At 61.5% G+C, this 23,216-nt stretch carries 24 protein-coding genes and 1 pseudogene; 11 read left to right on the forward strand and 14 right to left on the reverse strand.

Annotated elements, in window-relative coordinates; translation table 11 throughout:
- Positions 1-107, reverse strand: a pseudogene (locus HKD24_RS15285) (IS5/IS1182 family transposase); the annotation flags it as partial.
- A 190-nt stretch (positions 108-297) separates the two neighbouring features.
- Here HKD24_RS15285 and HKD24_RS07450 point away from each other — a divergent pair.
- Positions 298-591, forward strand: coding sequence for a putative quinol monooxygenase (locus tag HKD24_RS07450; protein ID WP_194259716.1), 294 nt, complete (start codon positions 298-300; stop codon positions 589-591).
- 2 nt (positions 592-593) lie between these two features.
- Here the strand turns inward: HKD24_RS07450 and HKD24_RS07455 are convergent, their stop codons facing one another.
- Positions 594-1,109, reverse strand: a complete 516-nt coding sequence (locus HKD24_RS07455; RefSeq protein WP_194259717.1) for a hypothetical protein — start codon at positions 1,107-1,109, stop codon at positions 594-596.
- Positions 1,110-1,184: 75 nt separating this feature from the next.
- The gene (locus HKD24_RS07460) at positions 1,185-1,775 is read right to left on the reverse strand and encodes an NUDIX domain-containing protein (protein WP_194259718.1); all 591 of its coding nucleotides are present in this window, start codon (positions 1,773-1,775) and stop codon (positions 1,185-1,187) included.
- Between the two features lie 50 nt (positions 1,776-1,825).
- On the opposite strand from HKD24_RS07460, the gene dinB reads away from it, so the two are divergent.
- The 4 genes from dinB to HKD24_RS07480 all read left to right on the forward strand — a co-directional run bounded on the left by dinB (position 1,826) and on the right by HKD24_RS07480 (position 5,366).
- On the forward strand, positions 1,826-2,896 hold the full coding sequence (gene dinB, locus HKD24_RS07465; RefSeq protein WP_194259719.1) for a DNA polymerase IV: 1,071 nt from the start codon (positions 1,826-1,828) through the stop codon (positions 2,894-2,896).
- Positions 2,897-3,098: 202 nt separating this feature from the next.
- Positions 3,099-3,455 carry a hypothetical protein gene (locus HKD24_RS07470; RefSeq protein WP_194259720.1) on the forward strand — a complete coding sequence of 119 codons (357 nt, stop codon included), beginning with the start codon at positions 3,099-3,101 and terminating at the stop codon, positions 3,453-3,455.
- A gap of 130 nt (positions 3,456-3,585) precedes the next feature.
- A complete protein-coding gene (locus HKD24_RS07475) occupies positions 3,586-4,779 on the forward strand; it encodes an MFS transporter (protein ID WP_194259721.1) in 1,194 nt (397 codons plus the stop codon).
- A gap of 32 nt (positions 4,780-4,811) precedes the next feature.
- On the forward strand, positions 4,812-5,366 hold the full coding sequence (locus HKD24_RS07480; RefSeq protein ID WP_194259722.1) for an LOG family protein: 555 nt from the start codon (positions 4,812-4,814) through the stop codon (positions 5,364-5,366).
- 28 nt (positions 5,367-5,394) lie between these two features.
- On the opposite strand, the gene HKD24_RS07485 is transcribed toward HKD24_RS07480, so the two are convergent.
- The gene (locus HKD24_RS07485; RefSeq protein WP_194259723.1) at positions 5,395-5,871 is read right to left on the reverse strand and encodes a GAF domain-containing protein; all 477 of its coding nucleotides are present in this window, start codon (positions 5,869-5,871) and stop codon (positions 5,395-5,397) included.
- Positions 5,872-6,090: 219 nt separating this feature from the next.
- On the opposite strand from HKD24_RS07485, the gene HKD24_RS07490 reads away from it, so the two are divergent.
- A complete protein-coding gene (locus HKD24_RS07490; RefSeq protein ID WP_194259724.1) occupies positions 6,091-7,566 on the forward strand; it encodes a mannitol dehydrogenase family protein in 1,476 nt (491 codons plus the stop codon).
- A gap of 125 nt (positions 7,567-7,691) precedes the next feature.
- Here the strand turns inward: HKD24_RS07490 and murA are convergent, their stop codons facing one another.
- The 8 genes from murA to HKD24_RS07530 form a co-directional block, all read right to left on the reverse strand.
- Positions 7,692-8,948, reverse strand: coding sequence for a UDP-N-acetylglucosamine 1-carboxyvinyltransferase (gene murA / locus HKD24_RS07495; RefSeq protein WP_194259725.1), 1,257 nt, complete (start codon positions 8,946-8,948; stop codon positions 7,692-7,694).
- A gap of 52 nt (positions 8,949-9,000) precedes the next feature.
- A complete protein-coding gene (gene dcd / locus HKD24_RS07500; RefSeq protein WP_011252421.1) occupies positions 9,001-9,552 on the reverse strand; it encodes a dCTP deaminase in 552 nt (183 codons plus the stop codon).
- A 92-nt stretch (positions 9,553-9,644) separates the two neighbouring features.
- A complete protein-coding gene (locus tag HKD24_RS07505) occupies positions 9,645-10,559 on the reverse strand; it encodes a DMT family transporter (RefSeq protein ID WP_194259726.1) in 915 nt (304 codons plus the stop codon).
- 6 nt (positions 10,560-10,565) lie between these two features.
- Entirely contained in the window at positions 10,566-10,745 is a 180-nt protein-coding gene (locus tag HKD24_RS07510) for a hypothetical protein (RefSeq protein WP_194259727.1), read from the reverse strand.
- Positions 10,735-11,919, reverse strand: coding sequence for a glycosyltransferase family 4 protein (locus HKD24_RS07515; protein WP_194259728.1), 1,185 nt, complete (start codon positions 11,917-11,919; stop codon positions 10,735-10,737). Before HKD24_RS07515 ends, HKD24_RS07510 begins: the two co-directional genes overlap by 11 nt.
- A 188-nt stretch (positions 11,920-12,107) precedes the next feature.
- Entirely contained in the window at positions 12,108-14,342 is a 2,235-nt protein-coding gene (locus HKD24_RS07520; RefSeq protein WP_194259729.1) for a pyrroloquinoline quinone-dependent dehydrogenase, read from the reverse strand.
- Positions 14,342-14,722 carry a glycerol dehydrogenase gene (locus HKD24_RS07525; protein ID WP_194259730.1) on the reverse strand — a complete coding sequence of 127 codons (381 nt, stop codon included), beginning with the start codon at positions 14,720-14,722 and terminating at the stop codon, positions 14,342-14,344. The genes HKD24_RS07520 and HKD24_RS07525 overlap by 1 nt, the downstream gene beginning before the upstream one ends.
- 151 nt (positions 14,723-14,873) lie before the next feature.
- A complete protein-coding gene (locus HKD24_RS07530) occupies positions 14,874-16,025 on the reverse strand; it encodes a hypothetical protein (protein ID WP_194259731.1) in 1,152 nt (383 codons plus the stop codon).
- Positions 16,026-16,294: 269 nt separating this feature from the next.
- Between HKD24_RS07530 and dnaK the strand changes: the two genes are divergently transcribed.
- Both dnaK and dnaJ read left to right on the forward strand, forming a co-directional pair.
- Positions 16,295-18,199 carry a molecular chaperone DnaK gene (gene dnaK / locus HKD24_RS07535; RefSeq protein WP_194259732.1) on the forward strand — a complete coding sequence of 635 codons (1,905 nt, stop codon included), beginning with the start codon at positions 16,295-16,297 and terminating at the stop codon, positions 18,197-18,199.
- A 143-nt stretch (positions 18,200-18,342) separates the two neighbouring features.
- On the forward strand, positions 18,343-19,485 hold the full coding sequence (gene dnaJ, locus HKD24_RS07540; RefSeq protein WP_194259733.1) for a molecular chaperone DnaJ: 1,143 nt from the start codon (positions 18,343-18,345) through the stop codon (positions 19,483-19,485).
- A gap of 79 nt (positions 19,486-19,564) precedes the next feature.
- Here the strand turns inward: dnaJ and HKD24_RS07545 are convergent, their stop codons facing one another.
- Positions 19,565-20,035 carry an RrF2 family transcriptional regulator gene (locus tag HKD24_RS07545; RefSeq protein ID WP_194259734.1) on the reverse strand — a complete coding sequence of 157 codons (471 nt, stop codon included), beginning with the start codon at positions 20,033-20,035 and terminating at the stop codon, positions 19,565-19,567.
- An 80-nt stretch (positions 20,036-20,115) separates the two neighbouring features.
- Between HKD24_RS07545 and hmpA the strand changes: the two genes are divergently transcribed.
- On the forward strand, positions 20,116-21,297 hold the full coding sequence (gene hmpA / locus HKD24_RS07550) for an NO-inducible flavohemoprotein (RefSeq protein WP_194259735.1): 1,182 nt from the start codon (positions 20,116-20,118) through the stop codon (positions 21,295-21,297).
- Here hmpA and HKD24_RS07555 read toward each other — a convergent pair whose 3' ends face one another.
- Positions 21,298-21,906, reverse strand: a complete 609-nt coding sequence (locus HKD24_RS07555) for an FMN-dependent NADH-azoreductase (protein WP_194259736.1) — start codon at positions 21,904-21,906, stop codon at positions 21,298-21,300.
- A 91-nt stretch (positions 21,907-21,997) separates the two neighbouring features.
- Between HKD24_RS07555 and HKD24_RS07560 the strand changes: the two genes are divergently transcribed.
- Both HKD24_RS07560 and dapB read left to right on the forward strand, forming a co-directional pair.
- Positions 21,998-22,411, forward strand: coding sequence for a winged helix-turn-helix transcriptional regulator (locus HKD24_RS07560; protein ID WP_194259737.1), 414 nt, complete (start codon positions 21,998-22,000; stop codon positions 22,409-22,411).
- A gap of 24 nt (positions 22,412-22,435) precedes the next feature.
- A complete protein-coding gene (dapB, locus tag HKD24_RS07565) occupies positions 22,436-23,182 on the forward strand; it encodes a 4-hydroxy-tetrahydrodipicolinate reductase (protein ID WP_194259738.1) in 747 nt (248 codons plus the stop codon).
- Positions 23,183-23,216 lie beyond the last annotated feature (34 nt).

A 23,216-nucleotide genomic window follows, 5' to 3' on the forward strand; every position in this document is an offset into this window, starting at 1 on the left:
GTATCGAACCGGTTGAACAGTCTTTCAATTGCACCCGCCTGCATCAGACATTCGCAGAACAGCCAGACCGTTCTGGCATCAGGCACACGAGCCAACAGGTCCAGTCCCGGATGGGCTTACAGACACTGGCATCTGGTCGAAACATCTGTGGGCAAGGCTCAAGGAATGGCGGGCTGTATCATCGCTGCTACAGCAGACTATATCAAGTCCTAACCAGCCTCACGCAGCTGTGCCGTTGCGGATCGGGCCCAATGGCTCAATGATGACGGACCCTTCACCAGTACGAGGTTCCGCGTCATGGCCAAGTCCCTTTATGCTACGCTCAAAGCCCTGCCCGGCAAGCGTGAGACGCTGCGCGATCTGCTGACGAAACTGGCTGGGGACGTTCGCGCCGAACCCGGCTGCGAGCGTTTCATGGTCTATACGCTCGCCTCGGATCCCGACCTGTTTCATGTGGAAGAAACCTACCGGGATGATGCGGCCTTCGAGGCTCACATGGCGACCAAGCACGGCAGGGTATTCAACCAGACGATTACGCCGCTGGTCGAAGGGGGCGGATCGGAAGTTGTCTTTCTTGACGTCGTGATCTGACTCTATTTCAGGTACAGATAAAACGGGATGATCCCGAACAGCGCCCAGGCGATCATGAAGATGAACGGGGCCTGATGGGCGAACAGAGCGCCACGCTGAGCGCGGCGCATCATATCGCGGGTCTCGTTCTCATTCGGGGCCAGTGTAAAATCGGTCAGGTCCGGACTGCTCTGATGCAGAACCCGCTGCTTGTCTTCCCATTTCCTGATTGCCGCATAGGCCGCCCGGATCCCCGGCAGCGCCATCACAGCCAGCACAAATCCCAGCAGTGAGAACAGGGGCGGCAGCAGAAGCACCATGCTGTCACCCCATCGCTTCGTGGAACCGGTCATGGCGGTCGCATAGGCGATAACCAGAAAGGCCTGTGACCCCAGAAGAGCCTGCAGGCGGCCATTCACGACTTCGGTCTCGAACCGGATTTCCGAGCGGTAAAAAGCAAGCAGCTCATTATCGGTCGGATGACCCCGGGTGATGATTTCGCTGGTATCGGGAGACGGCGACGCGGTTTCGACCATCATGACCTTCTGCAAATCTGGAGACTGGCTAGCGCTCCAGATATCCTGCAGGTTCCGCAATAAAAGCCAAAAATCCGCTCAGATCAGGCCTTTTGCCCGGATCAGCGCGAAGGCGGCCAGCGACACCATGCATTTCAGTTCGCCGTTGCGGATCATGGTTTCGAACGCGTCCAGCGTCATATCGTGGCAGGTGATGTCCTCTTCCGTCGCCTCAAGCGCCGTCTCACCGCGCGTGAGATTGCGGGCCAGAAAGACATGCCCTTTCTGGTTCGAATAACCCGCGCCCTGATACATGCTGCCGATATGGATCATCTCACCAGCGCGTAGCCCGGTTTCCTCCCGCAGTTCGCCCAGAGCGAGCTTGACTGGATCGACATTCTCTTTCGTCTCCCACATTCCCATCGGCAATTCCCACAGCCGCTCGCCCACCGGATAGCGGAACTGCTGGATCAGCGTGACTTTCCCATCCGCATGCAAAGGCAGGATTACGACGAACTCGCCACGTTCTACGATGCCATACAGACCCTGCTTTCCGTTGGGATGGACGATGATGTCCTCGCGCATGGCGGTCCAGGGGTTGCTATAGGCCAGCCGGGTTGAAAGCGTCTGGAAGCCGGCGTCTTTGCGGGCGTCTTCGAGACTTTTCCCGGGGCTTTTATCGGAGCTCATGGACGGATCCTGATCTTGTTTCGTTCTTCCGAATCGGCGAAACTTGCATCATGGAGCAACGCCGGATCGTGCATATCGACATGGACGCATTTTACACGTCTGTCGAACAGCGGGACGACCCCTCCCTGCGCGGCCGCCCGCTCGCGGTGGGACGGGGCGAGGCACGGGGCGTTGTGGCCGCCGCAAGCTATGAGGCCCGGCGCTTTGGTGTTCGTTCGGCCATGCCATCGGTCACGGCCAAACGCCTGTGTCCGGAGCTTGTGTTCGTGCCGGCGCGGTTTGATGTCTATCGCAGCGTCTCGGCACAGATCCATGACATCTTCTCGCGCTACACGCCCCTGATCCAGCCGCTGTCGCTGGATGAAGCCTATCTGGATCTGACGGATCATCTTGGCGCCTATGGGTCTGCCACGCTGGTCGCGGACCGTATCCGCGCGGATATTCACGCCGAGACCGGACTGACCGCCTCGGCCGGTGTGTCCTACAACCGGTTTCTGGCCAAACTGGCCTCAGATTACCGCAAGCCGGACGGGCTGTTCGTCATCACGCCGGCAATGGGGCCGGATTTCGTATCCAGCCTGCCCGTCGATGCATTTCACGGCATCGGCCCGGCGACCGCTCGAAAAATGCGGGCGCTGGGCATTGAAACGGGGGCGGATCTGCGGGAGCGGGACATCGAGACGCTGACCCGGCATTTCGGCAAGGCGGCGGCGTTCTATCACGGGATCTCGCGCGGGATTGATCACCGGCCTGTCGTGGTGAACCGGGAGCGCAAATCCCTCGGAACCGAACAGACTTATCTTCAGGATTTGACCTCCGAGGCTGACGCGCACAAGGCCCTGGCGCAGATCGCGGCCAAGCTCTGGACAGGTGCAGAGCGGCGGCAGCTTCAGGCACGGACCGTAACCCTGAAGGTCAAATACGCCGATTTCCGCCAGATTACGCGTGCCCGGACCCTGTCTGCCCTGGTCCCGTCCGAAGAAATTCTGCTGGAGACGGGTCAGAGCCTTATGGCGCCCCTGTTTCCGTTCGTCCCCGGCGTACGCCTGCTTGGACTGACACTGTCGGGTTTTCATGCAGCCGAAACCGTGTCCTGTGACCAGATGGAACTGCTCTTCTAGAACACGTCCGGAAATGCCGGGCATAAATCATGGCATTCTTTCAGCCTTCTGATGCGTTGGGGATCAGCCTGTCCCGGAACGGGCTGTTTCTTCACCGCACGGACCACTGCTGTTCATGGCCGCATGCCTGCACCGACTGATGCTTTCCGCCCTGTTGATGGCACCCCTCCTTCTGTGTGGAGGCTGCGCGTCCAGAGCGTCCATGTCGCCCGGTTTTGAAAAAACCCTTTCCCACAACCAGCAGGGACATCCGTTTTCCACGGCCCGCAATCCGGTGTCTTTTCTGGGCGAACCCGACCTGTCTTCGGCCAAACCCGCCAATCTCGCCGGGACGCTGCATTACTGTCTGCAGAACACCACCCTGACCGGCGGCGAAACCACGCGTCCGTTGAGTCCCGATCAGAGCGACAGCGCCTATAATGCCGGAAGACAGGGAATTCTTCAGGCTCTCAGTCTCCGGACGGGGCAGCCTGAGCAGTACGCCCTGCCCTCCATGCCCGCCCCCCTGCGCCAGACCGTCTGCACATCCATTTCAACCCTGCTGCGGCAGCCCGTCTGAAGGCTTTATTCAGGACAATTCCACGCGGGATCGTGAAGTAAAGAAGAACGCGCCCCCGTGACGATATCCTTCATCTGGCTTATGCCATGGAGGATCGTTCAATATTCAAACTCCCGGGAGAACAGATTCCATGACCGCGCAAGACACGCCGGCGGGCTCACCGACGAAACGCGTTCTTGCTGTCGTCCTGTTCAATCTTCTCGTCTATATCGTGATCGGCCTGCCCAATGCCGTCCTGACGATTTTCGTCCATCAGGGACTGGGCTACAGCACAACCGTCGCAGGCATCACGTTCTCCCTGCAGTATTTTGCGACCTTCGCGGCCCGCCCCTCCGCAGGGCGCTTGGTGGACCGGATCGGCCCCAAACCGGTCGTCATTGGCGGGCTTGTGACCTGCGTGCTGTCGGGGCTGCTCATTGCCGGATCAGGGCTGCTAGCGGCAACGCCACTGCTGTCACTGGGCGCCCTGCTGCTCAGCCGCCTTCTGCTAGGCTGGGCGGAGAGCTGGGCCGCGACCGGGGTGATCGTCTGGAACATCCGGCGCGCCGGTGCGGAAAACACGGCCATCGCCATTTCCTGGAACGGCATCTGCTCCTATGGCGGGATCGCGCTGGGCGCGCCGATCGGGGCCAAGCTGTCCATGCTGCCCGCACCTTATGGCGGGCTGGTCTCGGTCGGGATTCTCTCTGTGGCCCTACCGCTGTTCGGACTAGCGCTGATCGGGTTCTATCCGGGCGTCAAACCCATCCCCTCGACCAGCCAGCCCATTCCTTTCTCCCGCGCGCTCAGACTTGTCCTGCCGCATGGTTCGGCACTGGCCGCAGGGTCCATCGGCTTTGGGGCGATCTCATCGTTCCTTGCGCTGTATTATTCGGTCCTGCACTGGCAGGGTGCCGCCACGGCCTTAGCAGTCTTCGGCTTCACCTTCGTCGTCATCCGGTTTTTCTTTGCTTCACAGATCGCAAAGCGGGGCGGCGTGTTCGTGGCGATCGTCTCGCTGCTGGTGGAAGCCCTGGGACTCGCCACGCTCTGCGTGTTCCAGACACCCTCCGCGGCCCTTCTGGGCGCTGCGCTGACGGGAGCCGGCTTCTCGCTGCTCTTCCCGGCACTGGGCGTTCTGGCCGTCAACAGTGCGGGTCCGGAGAACCGCGGTGCCGCTCTGGGCGCCTATTCCATCTTCATTGACCTTGCCATTGCGTGCTCGGGGCTGTTTCTTGGACAGGTCATCGAGTTCGCGGGCTACAGGACGATGTTCGCCACCACCGCCATCTGCTGTCTGGTCGGTGTGCTGATCAGCCGTTCTCTGGGCCGCCGGACCGCGTGACAGATCCTCGCTTCAACTTATACGGACCCGACATGACCATTCGTTCCTGCGCCGTCTTCTGTGGCTCCCGCTTCGGCAACTCCCCCGTCTATGCCGAAGGTGCAAAAGAGATCGGAACGGCCCTGGCGCGACACGGAATCACACTGGTTTATGGCGGTGGTCATGTCGGGCTGATGGGAACAGTCGCGGATGCTGCCCTTCAGGCGGGCGGCAAGGTCATCGGCATCATTCCCGAATTCCTCCACGCCCGCGAAGTCATGCACAAGGGTGTGACGCAGCTTGAAGTCACGCCGGACATGCACACCCGCAAGGCCCGGATGTTCGAGTTGTCCGATGCCTATGCGATCATTCCCGGCGGCCTCGGCACGTTCGACGAACTCATGGAAATCATGACCTGGAAGCAGCTCGGCCTGCATCAGGAACCGATCTACATCGTCAATATCGGCGGCTGGGCTACCTCACTGGTCAGTACGCTCAATGATGCAGTCGATCAGGGCTTTGCGGACCCGTCAGCCCGCAAGCTGTTCACGGTCGTCGAGGATGTCCCGGAACTGATGCAGCATCTCTCCGTCAACGTTCCGGCCTGACGCGCAAAAGAGCGGGGGCAGTCCCCGCTCAGTTTTCCAGTGTTGCCACCAGCAGGCTGACCACCTCTTCCAGCCGCGCACAATCCGACTCGGAAAACCGGTCCTTAACCGGGCTGTCGATATCCAGCACGCCTACAAGTGCGTCTTTGGCCACGACCGGCAGCACGATCTCCGATGCCGAAGCTGCGTCGCAGGCAATATGTCCCGGAAATGCATGTACGTCCGGGACCACCAGCGTCTCCCGGTTCTGCGCGACCGTACCGCAGACGCCGCGCCCGAGCGGAATCCGCGTGCAGGCCAGACGGCCCTGGAACGGTCCGAGCACGAGCTGGCCGTCCGCCTCTTTCCACAGATAGAACCCGGCCCAGTTGATCTGTGGCAGGGCCTCAAACAGCAGGGCCGCGATATTGGCCATGTTGGCGATCATGTCCGTCTCGGTCTGGAGAACGGACCGGACCATCGGAACCAGCTCGTCCAAGCTCAGACGATGGATGGGAGCACTCATGCAAAGACAGTCCTGCAAAAACGGGAATGAAGCCGTCGATCATACGGCAGTTCGGAAAAAACGGAAAAGGCCGCCATATTTTATGGAAACTGTCCGTTTCTCGTAATGCTCGCGGTTCCGGGAGGATTATTAGAAATAATTCACAAAATACAAAAACGGTTTCCTCGAAGTTCGAGGCTTCTAAAAGAAGTCGGTCCTTTCGTCTGAAAGATCCATTCCATGATCCTGACTTCCCAGACTTTGTCCGACCTCCCTGGGTCCATCCTGACATCGCCCTATGACCGGGATGGCGTGACGGCTGGCATTGTCCATCTCAGCGTCGGCAATTTCCATCGTGCCCATCAGGCCGTCTATACGGACCGGGCCCTTGCGCTGCCGGGCCAGTCCGGCTGGGGCATTGTCGGGATGGGCCTGATGGACCATCCGGCGGAAGTGGCAAAGGCCGAGGCCCTGCACGCACAGGACGGGCTCTACACGCTGCGCGAATGTCCGCCAAACCGCCCCGATACGGTCCGGGTGGTGAAGTCACTGGTCGAATACATGCATGCCCCGGCCGATCGTGAAGCCGCGCTGAAGCGCCTGACGGATCCGGCCATCCGCATTGTCAGCATGACGGTGACCGAAGGCGGCTATTACATGGATGAAGCGGGCCGCTTCATGACCGAACATCCCGCCATTGCCGAAGACCTGCACCGCCCGGTGCCACACACGGCGTTCGGCATGATGACCGAAGCACTGCGTCAGCGCCGGGAAGCCGGGATCGCGCCTTTCACCATCCTCTCCTGTGACAACGTTCCGTCCAACGGCGACGTCGCGCGCAATGCCGTGCTGTCCTTCGCGCGTCTGCGGGACGCGGAACTGGCCACATGGATCGAGTCCAATGTCGCCTTCCCGTCCTGCATGGTTGACCGCATCACCCCGGCCGTCCATCCGGCCGATGTTGCACGTCTGGATGCGCAGAGCGGCGTCGAGGACCGTGTGCCGGTGTTCTGCGAGGACTTCATCCAGTGGGTCGTGGAAGACAGCTTTCCTGCCGGACGTCCGGCCTGGGATCAGGCCGGTGTGCTGTTCACGAATGACGTCGAGCCTTACGAACAGGTCAAGCTGCGGATGCTGAACGCGTCCCATTCCACGCTCGCCCTTCCGGGCGTTCTGATGGGATACCGGCTGGTCGATGAAGCCATGGGCGACGAACATCTGGCCGCTCTGCTGGAGCAGTTCCTGCGCCATGACGTCGAGCCGCAGCTTACCGCCCCGCCGGGCATCAGCCTGCCGGATTATGCCACGCAGCTCCTGGAGCGGTTCCGCAACCATGCGGTCAGCGACCAGCTTCTGCGCATTACATCCGACAGCACGTCCAAGCTGCCGGTCTTCCTGCGCGCTACGGCCGAGGACGTTCTGAAAAAGGCTCAGGACCCGCGCCGGATCGCCTTCGTCCTCGCCTGCTACTGTGCTTATCTGACCGGCCGCGATGACGTGGAAGCCACCTTCGCTGTCACGGAACCTCGCCTCAGCGCCGAAGACCGTGCTCTGGCTCTGGACACCAATCCAGCCAAAGCGCTGGAGATGAGCGTGTTTGCCGGGTGGGGCCTTGAAAACTCCGCCGAGTTCCTCACGCGCTTCATCCAGGCCCGCGAAGACCTGAAAACCCGCGGCACAGCAGCCGTCCTGAAGGATCTGGTCACAAACGTATAAAAGTTTTTGGTGAAGCTTTTTCTAAAAAGCTTCAGGGCTCTCCGCCTTTTTGAAAAAAGGCGGAACCCAAAAACTTTTATACATCAAACAGGGCAGCCCGATCGTCGGGTGCCCTGTTTTGCCTGTTAGTCTGAAACGCGGGCGATATCGGCACCGCAGGCAGCGAGCTTGCGGTCCACGCCTTCATAGCCACGGTCCAGATGATAGATGCGGCTGAGCTGTGTTTCGCCTTCCGCCGCCAGCCCTGCGAGGATCAGCGAGAACGAGGCGCGCAGGTCGGTCGCCATGACGGGAGCGCCCGACAGTTTCGGCACGCCGCGGATGATGGCGGAACGGCCATGCACGTTCACGCGTGCGCCCATGCGGTTGAGCTCCGGGACATGCATGAAGCGGTTTTCGAAGATCGTCTCGGTGATCATGGATGCACCTTCGGCCACCGACAGCATTGCCATGAACTGCGCTTGCATGTCCGTCGGGAAGCCGGGATACGGCTCGGTCATGATGTCCACGCCCTGAAGCGTGCCACTGCGACGGACACGCAGGCCGCGTTCTTCTTCCAGAACCTCGACGCCCGTTTCTTCAAGCGTACGGATCACGGAGCCCAGATCATCAGCCCGGCCGCCCACGAGCAGCAGATCGCCGCCCGTGATACCGGCCGCGCAGGCATAGGTGCCGCATTCGATACGGTCCGGCATGACGGCGTAATGCGCGCCGTGCAGCTTCTCCACACCGTCAATGACCAGCGTGCCCGAGCCTTCACCCGTGATCTGCGCGCCCATAGCGTTGAGGCAGTGCACCAGATCACTGATTTCCGGCTCGCGCGCGGCGTTGACAATATGGGTGCGCCCCTTCGCCAGCGTCGCGGCCATCAGCAGGTTTTCGGTTGCACCCACACTGGCAAACGGCAGGATGATCCGGTCACCTTTAAGCCCGTCCGGAGCGGTCGCGTTAATGTAACCGTTTTCGAGACGGATTACGGCGCCCAGCGTCTCAAGCCCCTTGAGATGCATATCCACGGGGCGCGTTCCAATAGCGCAGCCGCCCGGCAGCGAGACCTTTGCCTCACGTGCGCGGGCCAGAAGCGGACCGAGCACCAGAATAGAGGCGCGCATCTTGGAGACGATGTCATACGGCGCCTCGACGGAACCGATCTCGCCACCGATGGACAGCGTGCGCGGCCCGGCGTCCTCAACCGTGATGCCCAGCCCTATCAGCAGGTCGCGCATCGTCTTGATGTCCGCAATGGCCGGCACGTTGGACAGCACCAGCCGCTCAGACGTCAGCAGGCCCGCGACCATGAGCTTGAGGCCGGAGTTCTTGGCTCCCCCGATCTCGATTTCGCCTGTCAGGCGGCGGCCACCGCGAATGATGAAACGGTCCATGGTGCGATCCTTGAGAAGCGGGCCTCGGGAAATGGGCCTTGAGAGCGAGGCTTTAGAGGCGGGGCGTGGTGACGCCGGACTGGCGCATGTATTTTCCAGCACGGTCGGCGTAGCTGACCTCACAGGGGCTGGCACCCTGGAAAAACAGGAACTGGCAGATGCCCTCGTTCGCATAGATTCGCGCGGGCAGCGGCGTGGTGTTGCTGATCTCGATCGTGACCTGGCCCTCCCATTCCGGCTCAAGCGGCGTGACGTTCACGATGATGCCGCAGCGCGCATAGGTGGACTTGCCCAGGCACACCACCAGCGTGTCACGCGGGATACGGAAATATTCGACCGTATGGGCCAGCGCAAAACTGTTCGGCGGAATGGTGATGTCGCCGGTACGGGTCACGAAGCTGTTGGACGCAAAGTTCTTCGGATCGACGATGGCGCTGTCCACGTCGGTGAAGATCTTGAATTCTTCCGCCACGCGCGCGTCATAGCCATAGGACGACAGGCCGTAGGAAATGACGCCTTCGCGCTTCTGGGCCTCCACGAACGGCTCGATCATGCCTTTTTCCCGCGCCATCTGGCGGATCCATGTGTCGGGCATGATGGGCATGAAGGCACTCCTGAACGAGGGCGGTACAAATCGCCCTGTGCGTCTAACCCACCTGCTCTAGCGAGCGATGGGCGATCACGCAATGTGTCGGATCAGTCATTTTTCGTGAGGGTCTGTGATGAACGTCCCAGCAGGGCTTCCAGCCATTGCGGGCGCAGTTCGCTGGTCAGCACGCCTCCTACGATCAGCGCGGCACCAAGAAGGGTCGCAGGGGGCAGATGATCACCAGCCAGCCAGCCGACAAGCCCGCCCCAGACCGGCTCACCGGCATAAATCACAGCTGCCTTGGTGGGGGAGACGGATTTCTGCGCCCAGTTCATCACGACCTGCACAAGCGCACTCAGTCCGCCCAGCGCGAGCGCGCAGCTGAACCAGACCCATGAAAAAGCGGGAATGGCTTCTCCCGAAACCGGCATCATGAGCCCGGCAAACAGGCTTCCGGCAAAGAGCTGCATGACCGTCACGCGCAGACTGTCCACGCCCCGCGCATAGAGACTGATGAGCACGATCTCGGCTGCGATCGCAATAGCGGCACACAGCGTCAGCAGATCCCCGTGCCCGAAGGACAGCGACAGCGCAGCCGGCCCCGCCAGACAGACCAGTCCGTCAAACGCCAGCGCGATTCCGAGCCAGCTCATCAGATGCGGTGCCTTGCGCAGGAAGGCCCACTGGAAGATCGGCACGAGCGGAACGTAAAGCGCGGTGATGAAGGCGGAACGGCTGCTGGTGATGTCCCGCAGGCCCGCACTCTGCAACACATAGCCGGTCGCTAGGGCCACACCGATCAGAGCGCCCGCACGGATTTCACGCCGGTTGATATCCAGCAGCTTCCGCCCGGCCAGCAGTCCGACGAATACCGCTGCCATCATGAAGCGGACGAAGACGAAAAAGCGCGGCCCGCAATGCTGCATGGCGATGTGCAGCACGAGAAATGTTCCGCCCCACAGCACCGTCACGCCTGTGAGCGCCAGTTCCTGCGGCGTGGGAAGCGGAAAATGCCGTTTCACAGGCACTCAGCGATCATCGGTGGATGACGGGCCGGTTTCATCCTGCGGGCGGGCACGCTGCTGCTGTTTGCGACGCATCAGATTGGCCCGGAGCGCCTTGGCCTCACGGCTTTCACGCTCTTCCTTCGCGGCCGCGGCGCGGTCACGGATGATCTGTTCTGTCGGTTTTGCGTCCTTACTGGTCATGGCTGTATTCCTCAAATGTCTCCCGCAGACGGGTGCCCAGAAGTTCGTCATACACACCCAGCGTACGGGCCTGCATCAGCGTCGTCGTATAATTGGCGATGGCATGGGCCCGGGCCTTTTCCGCCAGCCAGTCCAGCGCATCATCATCCGTTTCCAGAACGCTTTTCAGGGCGTCGGCCAGGGCTTCCGGATCATCGGGAGGCACAACCAGACCCGTCTCGCCGGGCAGGATCGTTTCCATCATGGCTCCCTGCGCCGTGCCGATCACGGGGCGGCCCATCATCTGCGCTTCCACCAGCGTGCGTCCGAACGGCTCGGGCCGGAGCGAGGGCGCCACGACGACGCTCGCCAGTTCACAGGCCGCCGGCATATCCGTGCAGGTTCCGGCGAAGCGAACATGCTCTTCAAGACCGAGTTCCCGTACGCGCTGCTGCAGCCTGCGCGAGAACTTCCGGTCATTCTCCGGGCCAGCGAGAACGCAGATCCAGCCTGTCCCCATCCGTGAGCGCAGTAGACCCAGCGCCTCGACCAGAACGCCCTGCCCTTTCCATGCCGTCAGTCGCGCAGGCATGAGGATGATCCTGGCCTCGACAGGCACGCGCCAGGCCTCGGCCAGTTTCTGCACACGCTCACCGGAGATCGTGCCGGGCGTGAACTCCTGTAGATCCGCCCCGCGCGGAATGACGCGCAGACGGCTCTCCGGCACGGCGTATTCGCTGCGCAGGCGGCAGGCGATGAACTCCGAAATCGCAATGACCCGGGTGCTCCTCGCCAGCACGGAATTATAGAGCTTCTTGGCCCGCCATTTGGCCTCATGCACGCCATGCCATGTCGTCACGAGCGGGATGTTTTCGCGGCGGCAGGCGATCCACGCCGCCCAGGCCGGAATCCGCGAGCGGGCATGGACCAGATCCACACCTTCACTGCGGATGATGGCCTGAAGATCCTGCGCCCGGCGCAGCACGGCGACAGGGGATTTTTTCTTCAGATCAAGCTCGATATGGCGTGCGCCGGCATGACGGAGCTGCACCAGCAGCCGGCCGGGGCGCGAGGCGACAAGTGCCGTACCACCGCCCTGCGTGATCGCCGCGGCAATCTCGACAGCCCCGCGCTCCAGCCCGCCGGTGCCCAGCGCCGGAAGAACCTGAAGGATGACGGGAGAGCGGTCGGTCATGACAGTCGGAGGTGGCCTGTTCCGGGAAGATCTTTGTGAACGAAAACAGCCTGTAGCCGGGTCTGGAAGCGCTTCCCACCCGAAAAATGGAAAAAACGGCTCCGGAAACGACAAAGGGGCGGTCTCCGTGCCATTTCCGGCACGAAAACCACCCCTTCCATCATCCGGAGGCCTCAGCCTCCGCTTTTTCAGCCCTTGTGATCAGGCAGTGCGTAAACCACCAGCTGATCGCTGACCGGCGTCATCATGAAGTGATGACCACCTGCCATGATGGCAACGTACTGATGACCATTGGCTTCGTAGGTCATCGGGTTGGCCTGACCACCGCCTGGCAGGACCGCGCTCCAGACCACCTTGCCGGTGTGCTCGTCGATGGCGCGGATCTGGTTATCCGTAGCTGCCGCGATGAACACCACGCCACCGGCCGTCACGACCGAGCCACCATTGTTCGGCGTACCGATTTCCCAGGGAAGACCGGTCGGCAGACCCCACGGACCATTGGCGCGGGCCGTTCCCAGCGGGTGCTGCCACAGCACCTTCTGGCCGTGCTTCATGTCGATGGCCGTGATCATGCCATAGGGCGGACGGTTGCACATCATGCCCGTGTACTGATCCCAGAACGGGGTCACGACGATACCGTAAGGCGTGCCGTCCATGGCGCCGTTACCTTCGGCGCCACCGCCACCCGGTTTGTAGTTCGGGTCATCGATCGGCATCAGGCCAAGTTCGTCGGCCTTCTTGCGGGTCACGAGCTGGTCATACATCGGAGTGATGTTCCAGTTCGCGATCAGGATGCCGCTCTGCGGATCGTAGGACATGGAGCCCCAGTCACTGCCACCGTTATAGCCCGGATATTCGATCCATGGCTTGTCGATGCTCGGCGGCGTGAACTCACCCACATAGTTCGCACGACGGAACTTGATCCGGCAGAAGAGCTGGTCGATGGGGGACATGCCCCACATGTCCGTCTCTTTCAGATCCGGAACGCGCAGGGCGGGCATTCCCGTGGACCAGGGCTGCGTCGGCGTGCGCGGATCGCCCGGGATCACACCCGGCGACGGAGCAGGACGCTCCTCGACCGGCAGGATGGGCTTGCCGTCCCGACGGTCCAGCACGAAGGTCTGGCCACGCTTGGTCGGCATGATGAGCGCCGGGACAGGCTGCCCATCCGGGCCGGGCATATCCATGAGCGTTGCCTGCGAGCCGATGTCATAGTCCCAGACGTCCTTGTGAACGGTCTGGAAGACCCAGCGCGGCGAACCCGTCTTCACGTCAAGCGCGACAACTGCGGACGAGACCTTGTTTTCTTCAGGGCTGCGCAGGGCGCTGTAATAGTCGGAAGCCGAGTTACCGGTCGGGACGTAGACGAGGCCCAGGGCATTATCGCCGGTCATCGCAGCCCAGGAGTTCGGCGTACCACGGCTGTAATGGTTGTTGCCGGTCGGCTGGCTGTGATCGTTGGGACGATTCACGTCCCAGGCCCACAGGAACTTGCCGCTTTCGGCGTCATAACCACGGATCACACCAGACGGAGCCCAGCGGCGCTGACCGTCCAGAACTTCGTGGTTGACCACGACCACACCATTCACGATCGGCGGCGGCGTCGTCATCGACACGAAGCCCGGAACGGACTCGCCCAGACCCTGCATCAGGTTGACCTGTCCGCCATTGCCGAAGCCCTCGCACAGATTGCCGGTCGCCGCATCCACGGCGATCAGGCGCATGTCGAGCGTGCCTTCAAGAATACGGTTATGGCAGGGCTGGCCTTCCGGCACCTGCGACGACGTGAAATACGTCACGCCCTTACACGCTGCGGTATAGGGGATGGATTCGTATTTCTCGTTGATGTTGTGACGCCAGATTTCCTTGCCCGTTGTCGGGTCAAGCTTCATGATGTCGTTCTGCGCCGAACACATGTAGAGACCGTCACCCACCTTGATCGGTGTGGTTTCAGCCGCCCATTTGTTCACCTGTCCCGGACGCGGGTAGCTGCCGGTATGGTAGCGGAAAGCAACCTGAAGCTGATCGGCGTTCTGTGGCGTAATCTCGGACAGCGGCGAATAGCGCATCTGGCTGTCGTCATGGCCATAAGCGGCCCAGTCACCATGTGCAGGATTGGCGCTCTGCTGCGGAACCATCTGCGGGACGTCGTTCGGATCCATGGATCCGATATCCGGCAGGTTGGCGGCGTTCACACCGGGAGCCTGGGGCGCATAGGGAGACGGGCCGGAGAAACGGCTTTTCGAAGCCGGCGTATTTTCAGTCGGCTCGAAGGAATTGCCACTGCTGCCATTGCCGGGGCCCGGGACAGTGGATGTCGGTGCACCACCACTTCCGGCAGGGGCAAACTGGGCATTGGCAGCCAGCGGTGCCCAGGCCAGCGTGGCACAGGCAGCGGTGGCAAGAAGATGGGATCTGCGCATCAGACGGTTCCCCTCAGGGTACGGCGGGTTTCCATCCGGCGAAGAACCGGAATGGTGAGGGCGACAAGGATGCCGAGCAGCGTCGGGCCGAAATCACGCGGGAGAAGATCAACCGGGCTGAAGCCCACTTCCCACAGCGACCAGATCCATGTGTAGGCAAGCGCACCCAGATAGAGGAATGCGCCCAGCGTGCGTCCCATGACCATGAAAACACCGCCGGCAAGCAGCAGAATGCCACAAAGGACGTAATAGACAGAGCCGCCCAGCATCGCGAGGTCAGCCCCGCCGATAACGAAGAACAGCCCCACCAGAATGATAACAACCCCGAGGACCAGTGTGAGCCACTCGGTCAGGGTCCTGTTGCCATAAGTAGTTGGCATTGGTGAAAGCCTCCTGAACTGATAGTTCGGACGGTAGTTCCAGACTTTCAGGAAAGCTATGGCTCTTTTTAAATATTGTTGAATTCCATTCTAACAAAACCGTGTTTGAATACAGTTCTGCTTCGGTAAATTCAAATGTGCGTTATATTTATTACCCAGCTGGAATTGTCACGACTGCACCGCCGGTGTGATTTGTAGCCGCAAGGGCTGCAAGCACCTGCACCATCGTAAACGCCAGCTTGCTCTGAAAATCCCGGTCACTGATCCAGAACCAGGTGTTATTGTAACTGACCGCCGCGTAGCACGCGTCCGGCTCCTGCTTGCCTGAATGGATCACGACTTCCGGGCGGTTTTCGATTCCGACCTGCCCGATCGTGGGCGGCGTGCGGCCGGTCTTGATGTCGTCTTCCGGAACTTCGACCTCATAGGCGAGCTGCGTCAGCATCGCGAGCATGGAACGGGTAAGAATGGCGATCTGCTTGCCGGGATGCTTGGGATAGGGTCCGTAAACGATTTCGGCCTCTTCCGCGCCCGGATCGAGATGCAGCAGCCGGCGCACTTCTGCCTGGATCGCCAGAAGATTGCTGTCCGAAGTGGACGTCAGGACAAGATAGGACCGCTCCGCACCTCCACTATTGCCGCCACCATTACTATCGGACTTGCCACCGTTCTTCTTGGAATCGGGCGCCGAGGCACCTTCATTGGTGATGCGGATGGTCATGGCTCCGGCAATCTGGAGCTGCCGCAGATCGTGCAGAAGCAGATAGAACCGGACCGAACCACCCCCGAACGGACCTGCACCCAACCCGCGGACATTGGACAGGCCGTCGATGGACTGTGCGGTCAGACGCAGCAGCGTGTCGATCGGCAGACCACCAAGGCTGAGCGGCATGATGACGGTCGGCGAGATCGGCCGGACCACGTTCTCGGCATATTGCTGGCCCGTCACCGGCTGATAGGTGAAGGTCGGGCTTTCCCCGAGCGACATCGTCCCTGTGCCGAACAGATAGTTTCCAACTGCCGTCGCCGGATAGGCATAGAAACCGCCACTGACGCTCTTGGAAACGCTGTAGCCCGCAATCACCTGCGTCGTATCAAGGAATGTCGGGGGATCGGCGTAGCGCAGACGGACGATATTGAGCAGCATCTCATGCTTCTGGGTGTCCCCCAGGGCGCGGGAATATTCGAGCTGGTCATTCCGCAGCTTGCCTGGCCCCATCGGTCCACAGGCGGACAGGCCGGTTGCGGAAAGGCAGGCCAGGGCAGCCAGCAGCGTGGCACGAAAATAGGAATGGTTCGGCATGGCTGTGTAAAGACTGTCCCATTGGCAGGCAAAGCGGAAGGCACAACCTTACTAGAGGGCGCCGGCCATATCTGAAACAGTCATATTCCTCCTCGGCATGCAGGAAGAGAATATTCTCGACGAAATGTGTCGTCCAAGTGCTTGAAACCCCTTGCGGCCTTGCCTAGATCAGTAGTCGGAACACAGGCCCGTGAGGGTCTGGATACGTCAATAGGGTTCGATCCGGTGCCTCACAGGGCCGGGACGGACCGCTGAGAGGACAAGAACATATGAGCAAAGTCATTGGCATTGACCTTGGTACCACCAACTCCTGCGTTGCAGTGCGCGAGGGTGACGAAACCAAGGTCATCGAAAACAGCGAAGGCGCCCGCACGACGCCGTCCATGGTCGCTTTCACCGATAACGGTGAGCGTCTTGTCGGACAGGCCGCGAAGCGTCAGGCTGTCACCAACCCGTCCAACACCCTGTATGCCGTCAAGCGTCTGATCGGCCGTCGTTACGACGATCCGACCGTCCAGAAGGACAAGGAGATGGTGCCGTACGCCATCGTCCGTGGCGACAATGGCGATGCATGGGTTGAAGCACGTGGCGAGAAGTATGCTCCGGCACAGATCGCGGCTTACGTTCTGGGCAAGATGAAGGAAACCGCCGAAAGCTATCTTGGTGAGACCGTCTCCCAGGCTGTCATCACGGTTCCGGCTTACTTCAACGACGCCCAGCGTCAGGCAACCCGTGACGCCGGCAAGATCGCCGGCCTTGAAGTCCTGCGCATCATCAACGAGCCGACCGCAGCAGCCCTCGCCTACGGCCTTGGCAAGCGCGATTCCGGCACGGTGGCCGTCTATGACCTTGGTGGTGGTACGTTCGACGTTTCCATCCTCGAGATCTCCGACGGCGTGATCGAAGTGAAGTCCACGAATGGTGACACGTTCCTGGGTGGTGAAGACTTCGATAACCGCATCATCGGCTTCCTGGCTGACGAGTTCAAAAAGGACCAGGGCATCGACCTGCGTGGTGACAAGCTTGCCCTGCAGCGTCTGAAGGAAGCCGCCGAAAAGGCCAAGATCGAGCTGTCCTCCTCCAAGGAAACCGAGATCAACCTGCCGTTCATCACGGCTGACGCTTCCGGTCCGAAGCACCTCGTCGTCAAGCTGTCCCGCGCCAAGCTGGAAAGCCTGGTTGATGACCTGATCCAGCGTACGCTCGGCCCGTGCCGTGCAGCCATCAAGGATGCGTCCGTCTCCCCGAACGAGATCGACGAAGTCATCCTGGTCGGCGGCATGACCCGTATGCCGAAGGTCATCGAGACGGTTAAGGAATTCTTCGGCAAGGATCCGGCACGCAACGTCAACCCTGACGAAGTGGTCGCTATCGGTGCTGCCGTTCAGGGCGCTGTCCTGAAGGGTGACGTCAAGGACGTCCTGCTCCTCGACGTGACGCCGCTGTCGCTGGGTATCGAGACGCTGGGTGGCGTGTTCACCCGTCTGATCGACCGCAACACGACGATCCCGACCAAGAAGAGCCAGACCTTCTCCACGGCTGAAGACAACCAGAACGCCGTGACCATCAAGGTCTATCAGGGCGAGCGTGAGATGGCAGCTGACAACAAGCTGCTGGGCAACTTCGACCTGCAGGGCATTGCGCCGGCGCCGCGTGGCGTGCCGCAGATCGAGGTCACCTTCGACATCGACGCCAACGGTATCGTGAACGTGTCCGCCAAGGACAAGGCCACGAACAAGGAACAGCAGATCAAGATCCAGGCGTCTGGCGGTCTGTCTGACTCCGACATCGACCGCATGGTCAAGGACGCGGAAGCCAACGCAACCGCTGACAAGGCCAAGCGTGAACTGGTCGAGCTGCGCAACAGCACGGAAAGCCTCATCCACCAGACCGAAAAGTCCATCACCGAAGGTGGCGACAAGGTTCCGGCGGCCGACAAATCCGAAGCTGAAGCTGCAATCGCCGAAGCCCGCGAAGCTCTGGGTGGTGAAAACCTCGACACCCTGAAGGCTGCCAGCGAGAAGCTGACGCAGGCTGCCATGAAGGTTGGCCAGGCTGTGTACCAGGCTGGTCAGGGCGCTGAAGGTGGCGCTGCACCGGAAGGCGAGAAGAAAGACGAAAACGTTGTTGATGCCGACTTCGAAGACCTCGAAGACGACAGCAAGAAGCACTGATCGGGTGACTTCCGCAGGCGGAGCTGAACGCTCCGTCTGACCCTGTTTTCCGAGGGCGCCCGTTCCCGCAAGGGGGTGGGCGCCATTCTTGTTTTCCGGCCCTCGACAGGGACCGCCCTTCAGGACCGCCCCAAGGACCGAACATGGCCACCAGAATCGACTATTACGAATCCCTTGAAGTCTCCCGCACGGCCTCGCAGGACGAGCTGAAGAAAGCCTTCCGCAAGCAGGCCATGCGCTACCATCCCGACCGTAATCCGGGTGACGATGCCGCCGAGCAGAAGTTCAAGGAAATCAATGAAGCCTATGAGGTCCTGAAGGACGAGCAGAAGCGCGCGGCCTATGACCGCTACGGCCATGACGCCTTCGAAGGTGGCATGGGCGGAATGGGCGGCGGCTTCGGTGGTGGCTTTGCTGGTGCTGGCGGTCTGGGCGACATCTTCGACCAGATGTTCGGCGACATGATGGGGGGCCGCCGCGGTGGTGGCCGCCGGACCGGGGCGGATGTCCAGGTTCAGGTCGAGATCACGCTGATGGAAGCCTTCACGGGCGTGACGAAGGACGTCGAAGTCCGGACGCGCGTGACCTGCGAAGCCTGTCACGGTTCGGGCTCGGCCGATCCGAAGGCCGGCAGCAGCACCTGCCCGACCTGTCATGGTGCGGGCAAGGTCCGCGCACAGCAGGGCTTTTTCCTCGTCGAGCGCCCCTGCCCGACCTGTCATGGTTCGGGACGTACCGTCGCTAATCCGTGCAAGGTCTGTCACGGCACGGGCACGGAAGCGAAGACGGAAACCATCAGCATCGATATCCCGGCCGGCGTCGAGGATGGCACCCGCATCCGCATGGCCGGAAAGGGCGAGGCCGGTGGCGAAGGCGTGCAGCCGGGTGATCTGTACGTTCACATCTCCGTCCTGTCGCATGACATTTTCCAGCGTGACGGATCGAACATCTACTGCCGCGTTCCGCTGCGCATGACGCAGGCGGCGCTGGGCACGGAAGTCGAGGTTCCGGTCGTGGATGGTGGCCGCAGCAAGGTCCGCATCCCTGCCGGCACACAGACGGGCGAGACGTTCCGCCTGCGTGGCAAGGGCTTCTCGGTCCTGCGTTCCTCGGCCCGTGGGGATATGTACATCCAGGTCTCGGTCGAGACGCCGAGCCATCTGACGAAGCGCCAGCGCGAACTTCTCGAAGAGTTCGAGAAGGAAGCCGGGGACGACCATGCGAAGGGCAGCCCCGAAAACAGCGGCTTCTTCGCCAAGGTCCGCGACTTCTTCGAAGGCCGCTGATCTTTCAGATCTACAAAAACCCGGTGCTCTCTTTGGAGACACCGGTTTTTTTCATGTCAGGCCGCGCCGAAAATATCCTTTAGGGTCTGTAAATCTGGTCACCTTCCGGAAGGCGGGTGAGACCAAGAAGCGCGACCTCACGACCTGTCAGCAGATCGGCGAGCGTGTAGCGGTCCAGCACTGCCAGAAACGCGCCCAGTGCATCGCCCAGTACACCACGCAACACGCAGGCCGGAGACAGGACGCAGGGTTGGCCGTCCGTGCTGTTGCGGCCCTCGCAGTCCACCAGCGTCATGTCGTCTTCGGTGAAGCGGACGACCGCGCCCACATTGATCTCCGCAGCCGGGCGCGCGAGTTCCAGCCCGCCCCCACGTCCGCGAACGGTCGTGACGAAACCGCCCTGCCCCAGGCGGTGCACGACCTTCACCAGATGGTTCTCTGAAATGCGATAGGCCTGCGCGATCTCGCGGATGGAGACGCGGCGTGACGTGTGAACGCCAAGATGGATCAGCACGCGCAGGGCGTAATCGGTGTGCAGTGTCAGGCGCATGGCGACTCCTCTGCCAGATTGACAGGCGCAGGTCACGTTTTTAAAGATGTATTTGAAATACACCTTTAAGGGGACCGCTCATGTCCACTTCCGCCGACCGCAGCCTCACGCCCGAAACCATCGCCATCATCAAGGCGACCATCCCGGCGCTCGAAGCCCATGGCGTGACGATCACGTCCGAAATGTACCGCCGCCTGCTGGCCGATCCCGCGATTGCGGAAATGTTCGACCCGACGCACCAGTCCAACGGTACGCAGCCCCGTGCGCTGGCCATGGCCGTGCTGGCCTATGCAAAGAACATCGACAATCTGGGTGTGATGGGCGGTGCGGTCGAACGGATCGCGCAGAAACATGCTAGCCTCGAAATCCAGCCGGAGCATTATCCGCATGTCGCCACCGCCCTGCTCGGCGCGATTTCGAACGTTCTGGGCGATGCCGCAACGCCGGAAATCCTTGACGCCTGGGGCAAGGCCTACTGGGCGCTGGCGGATATCCTGATCGGCCGCGAGCATCAGCTTTATGACAGCAGCGCCCATGCGGAAGGCGGCTGGACCGGCTGGCGTCCGTTTCGCATTGCCCGCGCCGTGCCGGAATGTGCAAATGTCACGTCGCTCGAGCTGGAGCCTGTGGATGGCAAGCCGGTCATCAGCGCCGTTCCGGGGCAGTATCTGGGCGTTGATCTGGATATTCCGGGCCATGGACGCACGCGCCGCAATTACAGCATCACGTCCAGCCCGAACCGGAAGGGCTATCGCATCAGCGTGCGTCATGTTTCGAACGGTGCCGTTTCAGGCTGGCTGAACAGCGGGAAATGTGAGGGGACGGAAGTCCTGCTGTCGCCGCCTGCCGGTAATTTTGTGCTGCCGGAGAAGGTCGAAGGACCGCTGGCATTTGTCTGCGCCGGAATTGGTATCACACCGATGATCGGGATGCTGGAAGCGCTGGCCCAGCCCGGTGTCACGACGCCCGTTCATGTCGTGCAGATCGCCCATTCTGCAGAGACCGCGCCGTTCGCGGAGCGTCTGGCGGAGCTGTCCCACAATTCTGTAGGTCGCATCCGGGTGATCACGCGCCTGACGGAGAAAGACGGTCGCCCGACTGCCGCCTGGGTGGCCGAGCAGCTGCCCGGCGGAGTCTCGACCTATCTGTGTGGTCCGACAGGCTTCATGCGTGACATGGTGCAGGGCCTGCCAGCAGCCGGCGTTCCGGCCGAGCGCCTGCGTTACGAGACGTTCGGACCGGATACTGGCGTGACGGACTGATTAAAGCGCGCTGGCCTTCTGCTCTGCGTCCGAGAGGATGCGGGCACGGTCGGCGCCACCATTCGTGGCGAGGCCCTCGGCCTCGATCACGGTGAGGTCCGTGATGCCGATCATGGCGAACACGGATTTCAGATAGCTGAGCTGATGCTCGAAGGATGCGGCCGGGGAGCCTTCGCCATAGAGGCCGCCACGGGCCACGGCGAGCACAACCTTCTTGCCCTTGGCCAGACCTTCGATCCCGCCGCCGGATATGTAGCGGAACGTCTGGCCCGCCACCATGATGCGGTCGATCCAGGCCTTGAGCTGGCTGGGAATCGACAGGTTATACATCGGTACGCCGATGACGACGATGTCGGCAGCCTTGAAGTCCTTCAGGGCATTGGCGCCGGCGATCAGCTCGGGACGGCCCGAAACATCCGGCGTCAGGTCCTTGCCAAGCCAGGACAGCGCCTCGACGTCCAGATGCGGCAGCGGATCGCTGGCAAGGTCGAGGGAAATGACCTCGACGGACGGATCTTTTTTGCGGAACTGGGCGACAGCGGCGGCACTGACATGACGGCTGGCAGAGCTGTCACCGAGGATGCTGGAATCGATATGGAGAAGTTTCATTTTGATCTTTCCGGTTCCTGATCGTAACCAGCACCAGATAAGGAACCTTTGAACCCCGCCGCAAGAAGGCACATTCCGGAACCATAGGCACATGGATGTTCGCGTCAGCGAGACTACTCCGCTTCCATCCCCGCCAGACTGCACGCAGAACAGCGATGCCTGTGCCGTCATCCGCTCCATTCTGGCGCGCACGACGGACAAATGGAGCATCCTGATCGTCAAGTCGCTCGGGCGCGGACCGCACCGTTTCAGCGAACTGCGCCGTGCGATCGACGGGATTTCGCAACGGATGCTGACGCTCACTTTGCGAAATCTGGAACGCGACGGCCTCGTGCTGCGAACCGTTACGCCAACGACTCCGCCGCGTGTGGACTATGAACTCACGACGCTCGGGGAATCGCTGTGGACGCTGACGGAAGCCTTCGGTCAGTGGGCGCTGTCGAACCGTCCCGAAATCGAGGCCGCCCGCAGCCGTTTCGACGCCCGGCTTGACGCCAACACCTGATTTTTCCGTTCTGATGGACCGACCATGACCCAGATTTCCGCTCCCCGTATTGGTATCGCCGGCATTACGGGCCGGCTTGGAACGCTTTGTGCCGAAGAGGCCGGGGACGCCCTCGTCGGCGGCCTGTCCCGCACCGCAGACACCCAGCGCAACATCACGACCGATCCTGCCACGCTTGCGAAAAGCTGCGACGTGGTGATCGATGTCAGCCATGCTTCGACCGTCCCGGCCCATGCGGCAGCCTTCGCACAGGCCGGATGCGCCTGGGTTCTGGGGACGACGGGGCTCGATCAGGGCGCGCAGGATGCCGTGAACGCGGCGGCGCAGCATATTCCCGTTCTTCAGGCCGCCAATTTCTCGCCCGCACTGACGCTGTTTCTGGAGCTGGCGCGGCAGCTTGGTGCGGGACTGCCGGATTATGATGCGGAAATCCTGGAAGTGCATCACCGCCAGAAACTGGACGCGCCGTCCGGCACGGCACTGGCGATTGGCCGTGCTGTAGCGGAAGGGCGTGGGGTCAGGCTCGAGGACGTGGCCCGGACCGACCAGAACGGCCGCCGTCCGGACGGCGCGATCGGATTCGCTTCCCTGCGTGGCGGACAGATCGTGGGCGAACATGACCTCGTCCTGATGGCGGCGGACGAACAGATCACCCTGTCGCACCGCGCGCTGGACCGCAGGGTCTTCGCAAGAGGCGCCCTGCTGGCCGCAAGATGGCTCGCAGGACGCCCCGCCGGCCTCTACACAATGGCCGACGCCTTAAAACGCTAACTTAAAACAGGGTGCAGGGATCAAGATCCCTGCC

The organism is Gluconobacter vitians (assembly GCF_015244565.1).
Classification (GTDB): domain Bacteria; phylum Pseudomonadota; class Alphaproteobacteria; order Acetobacterales; family Acetobacteraceae; genus Gluconobacter; species Gluconobacter vitians.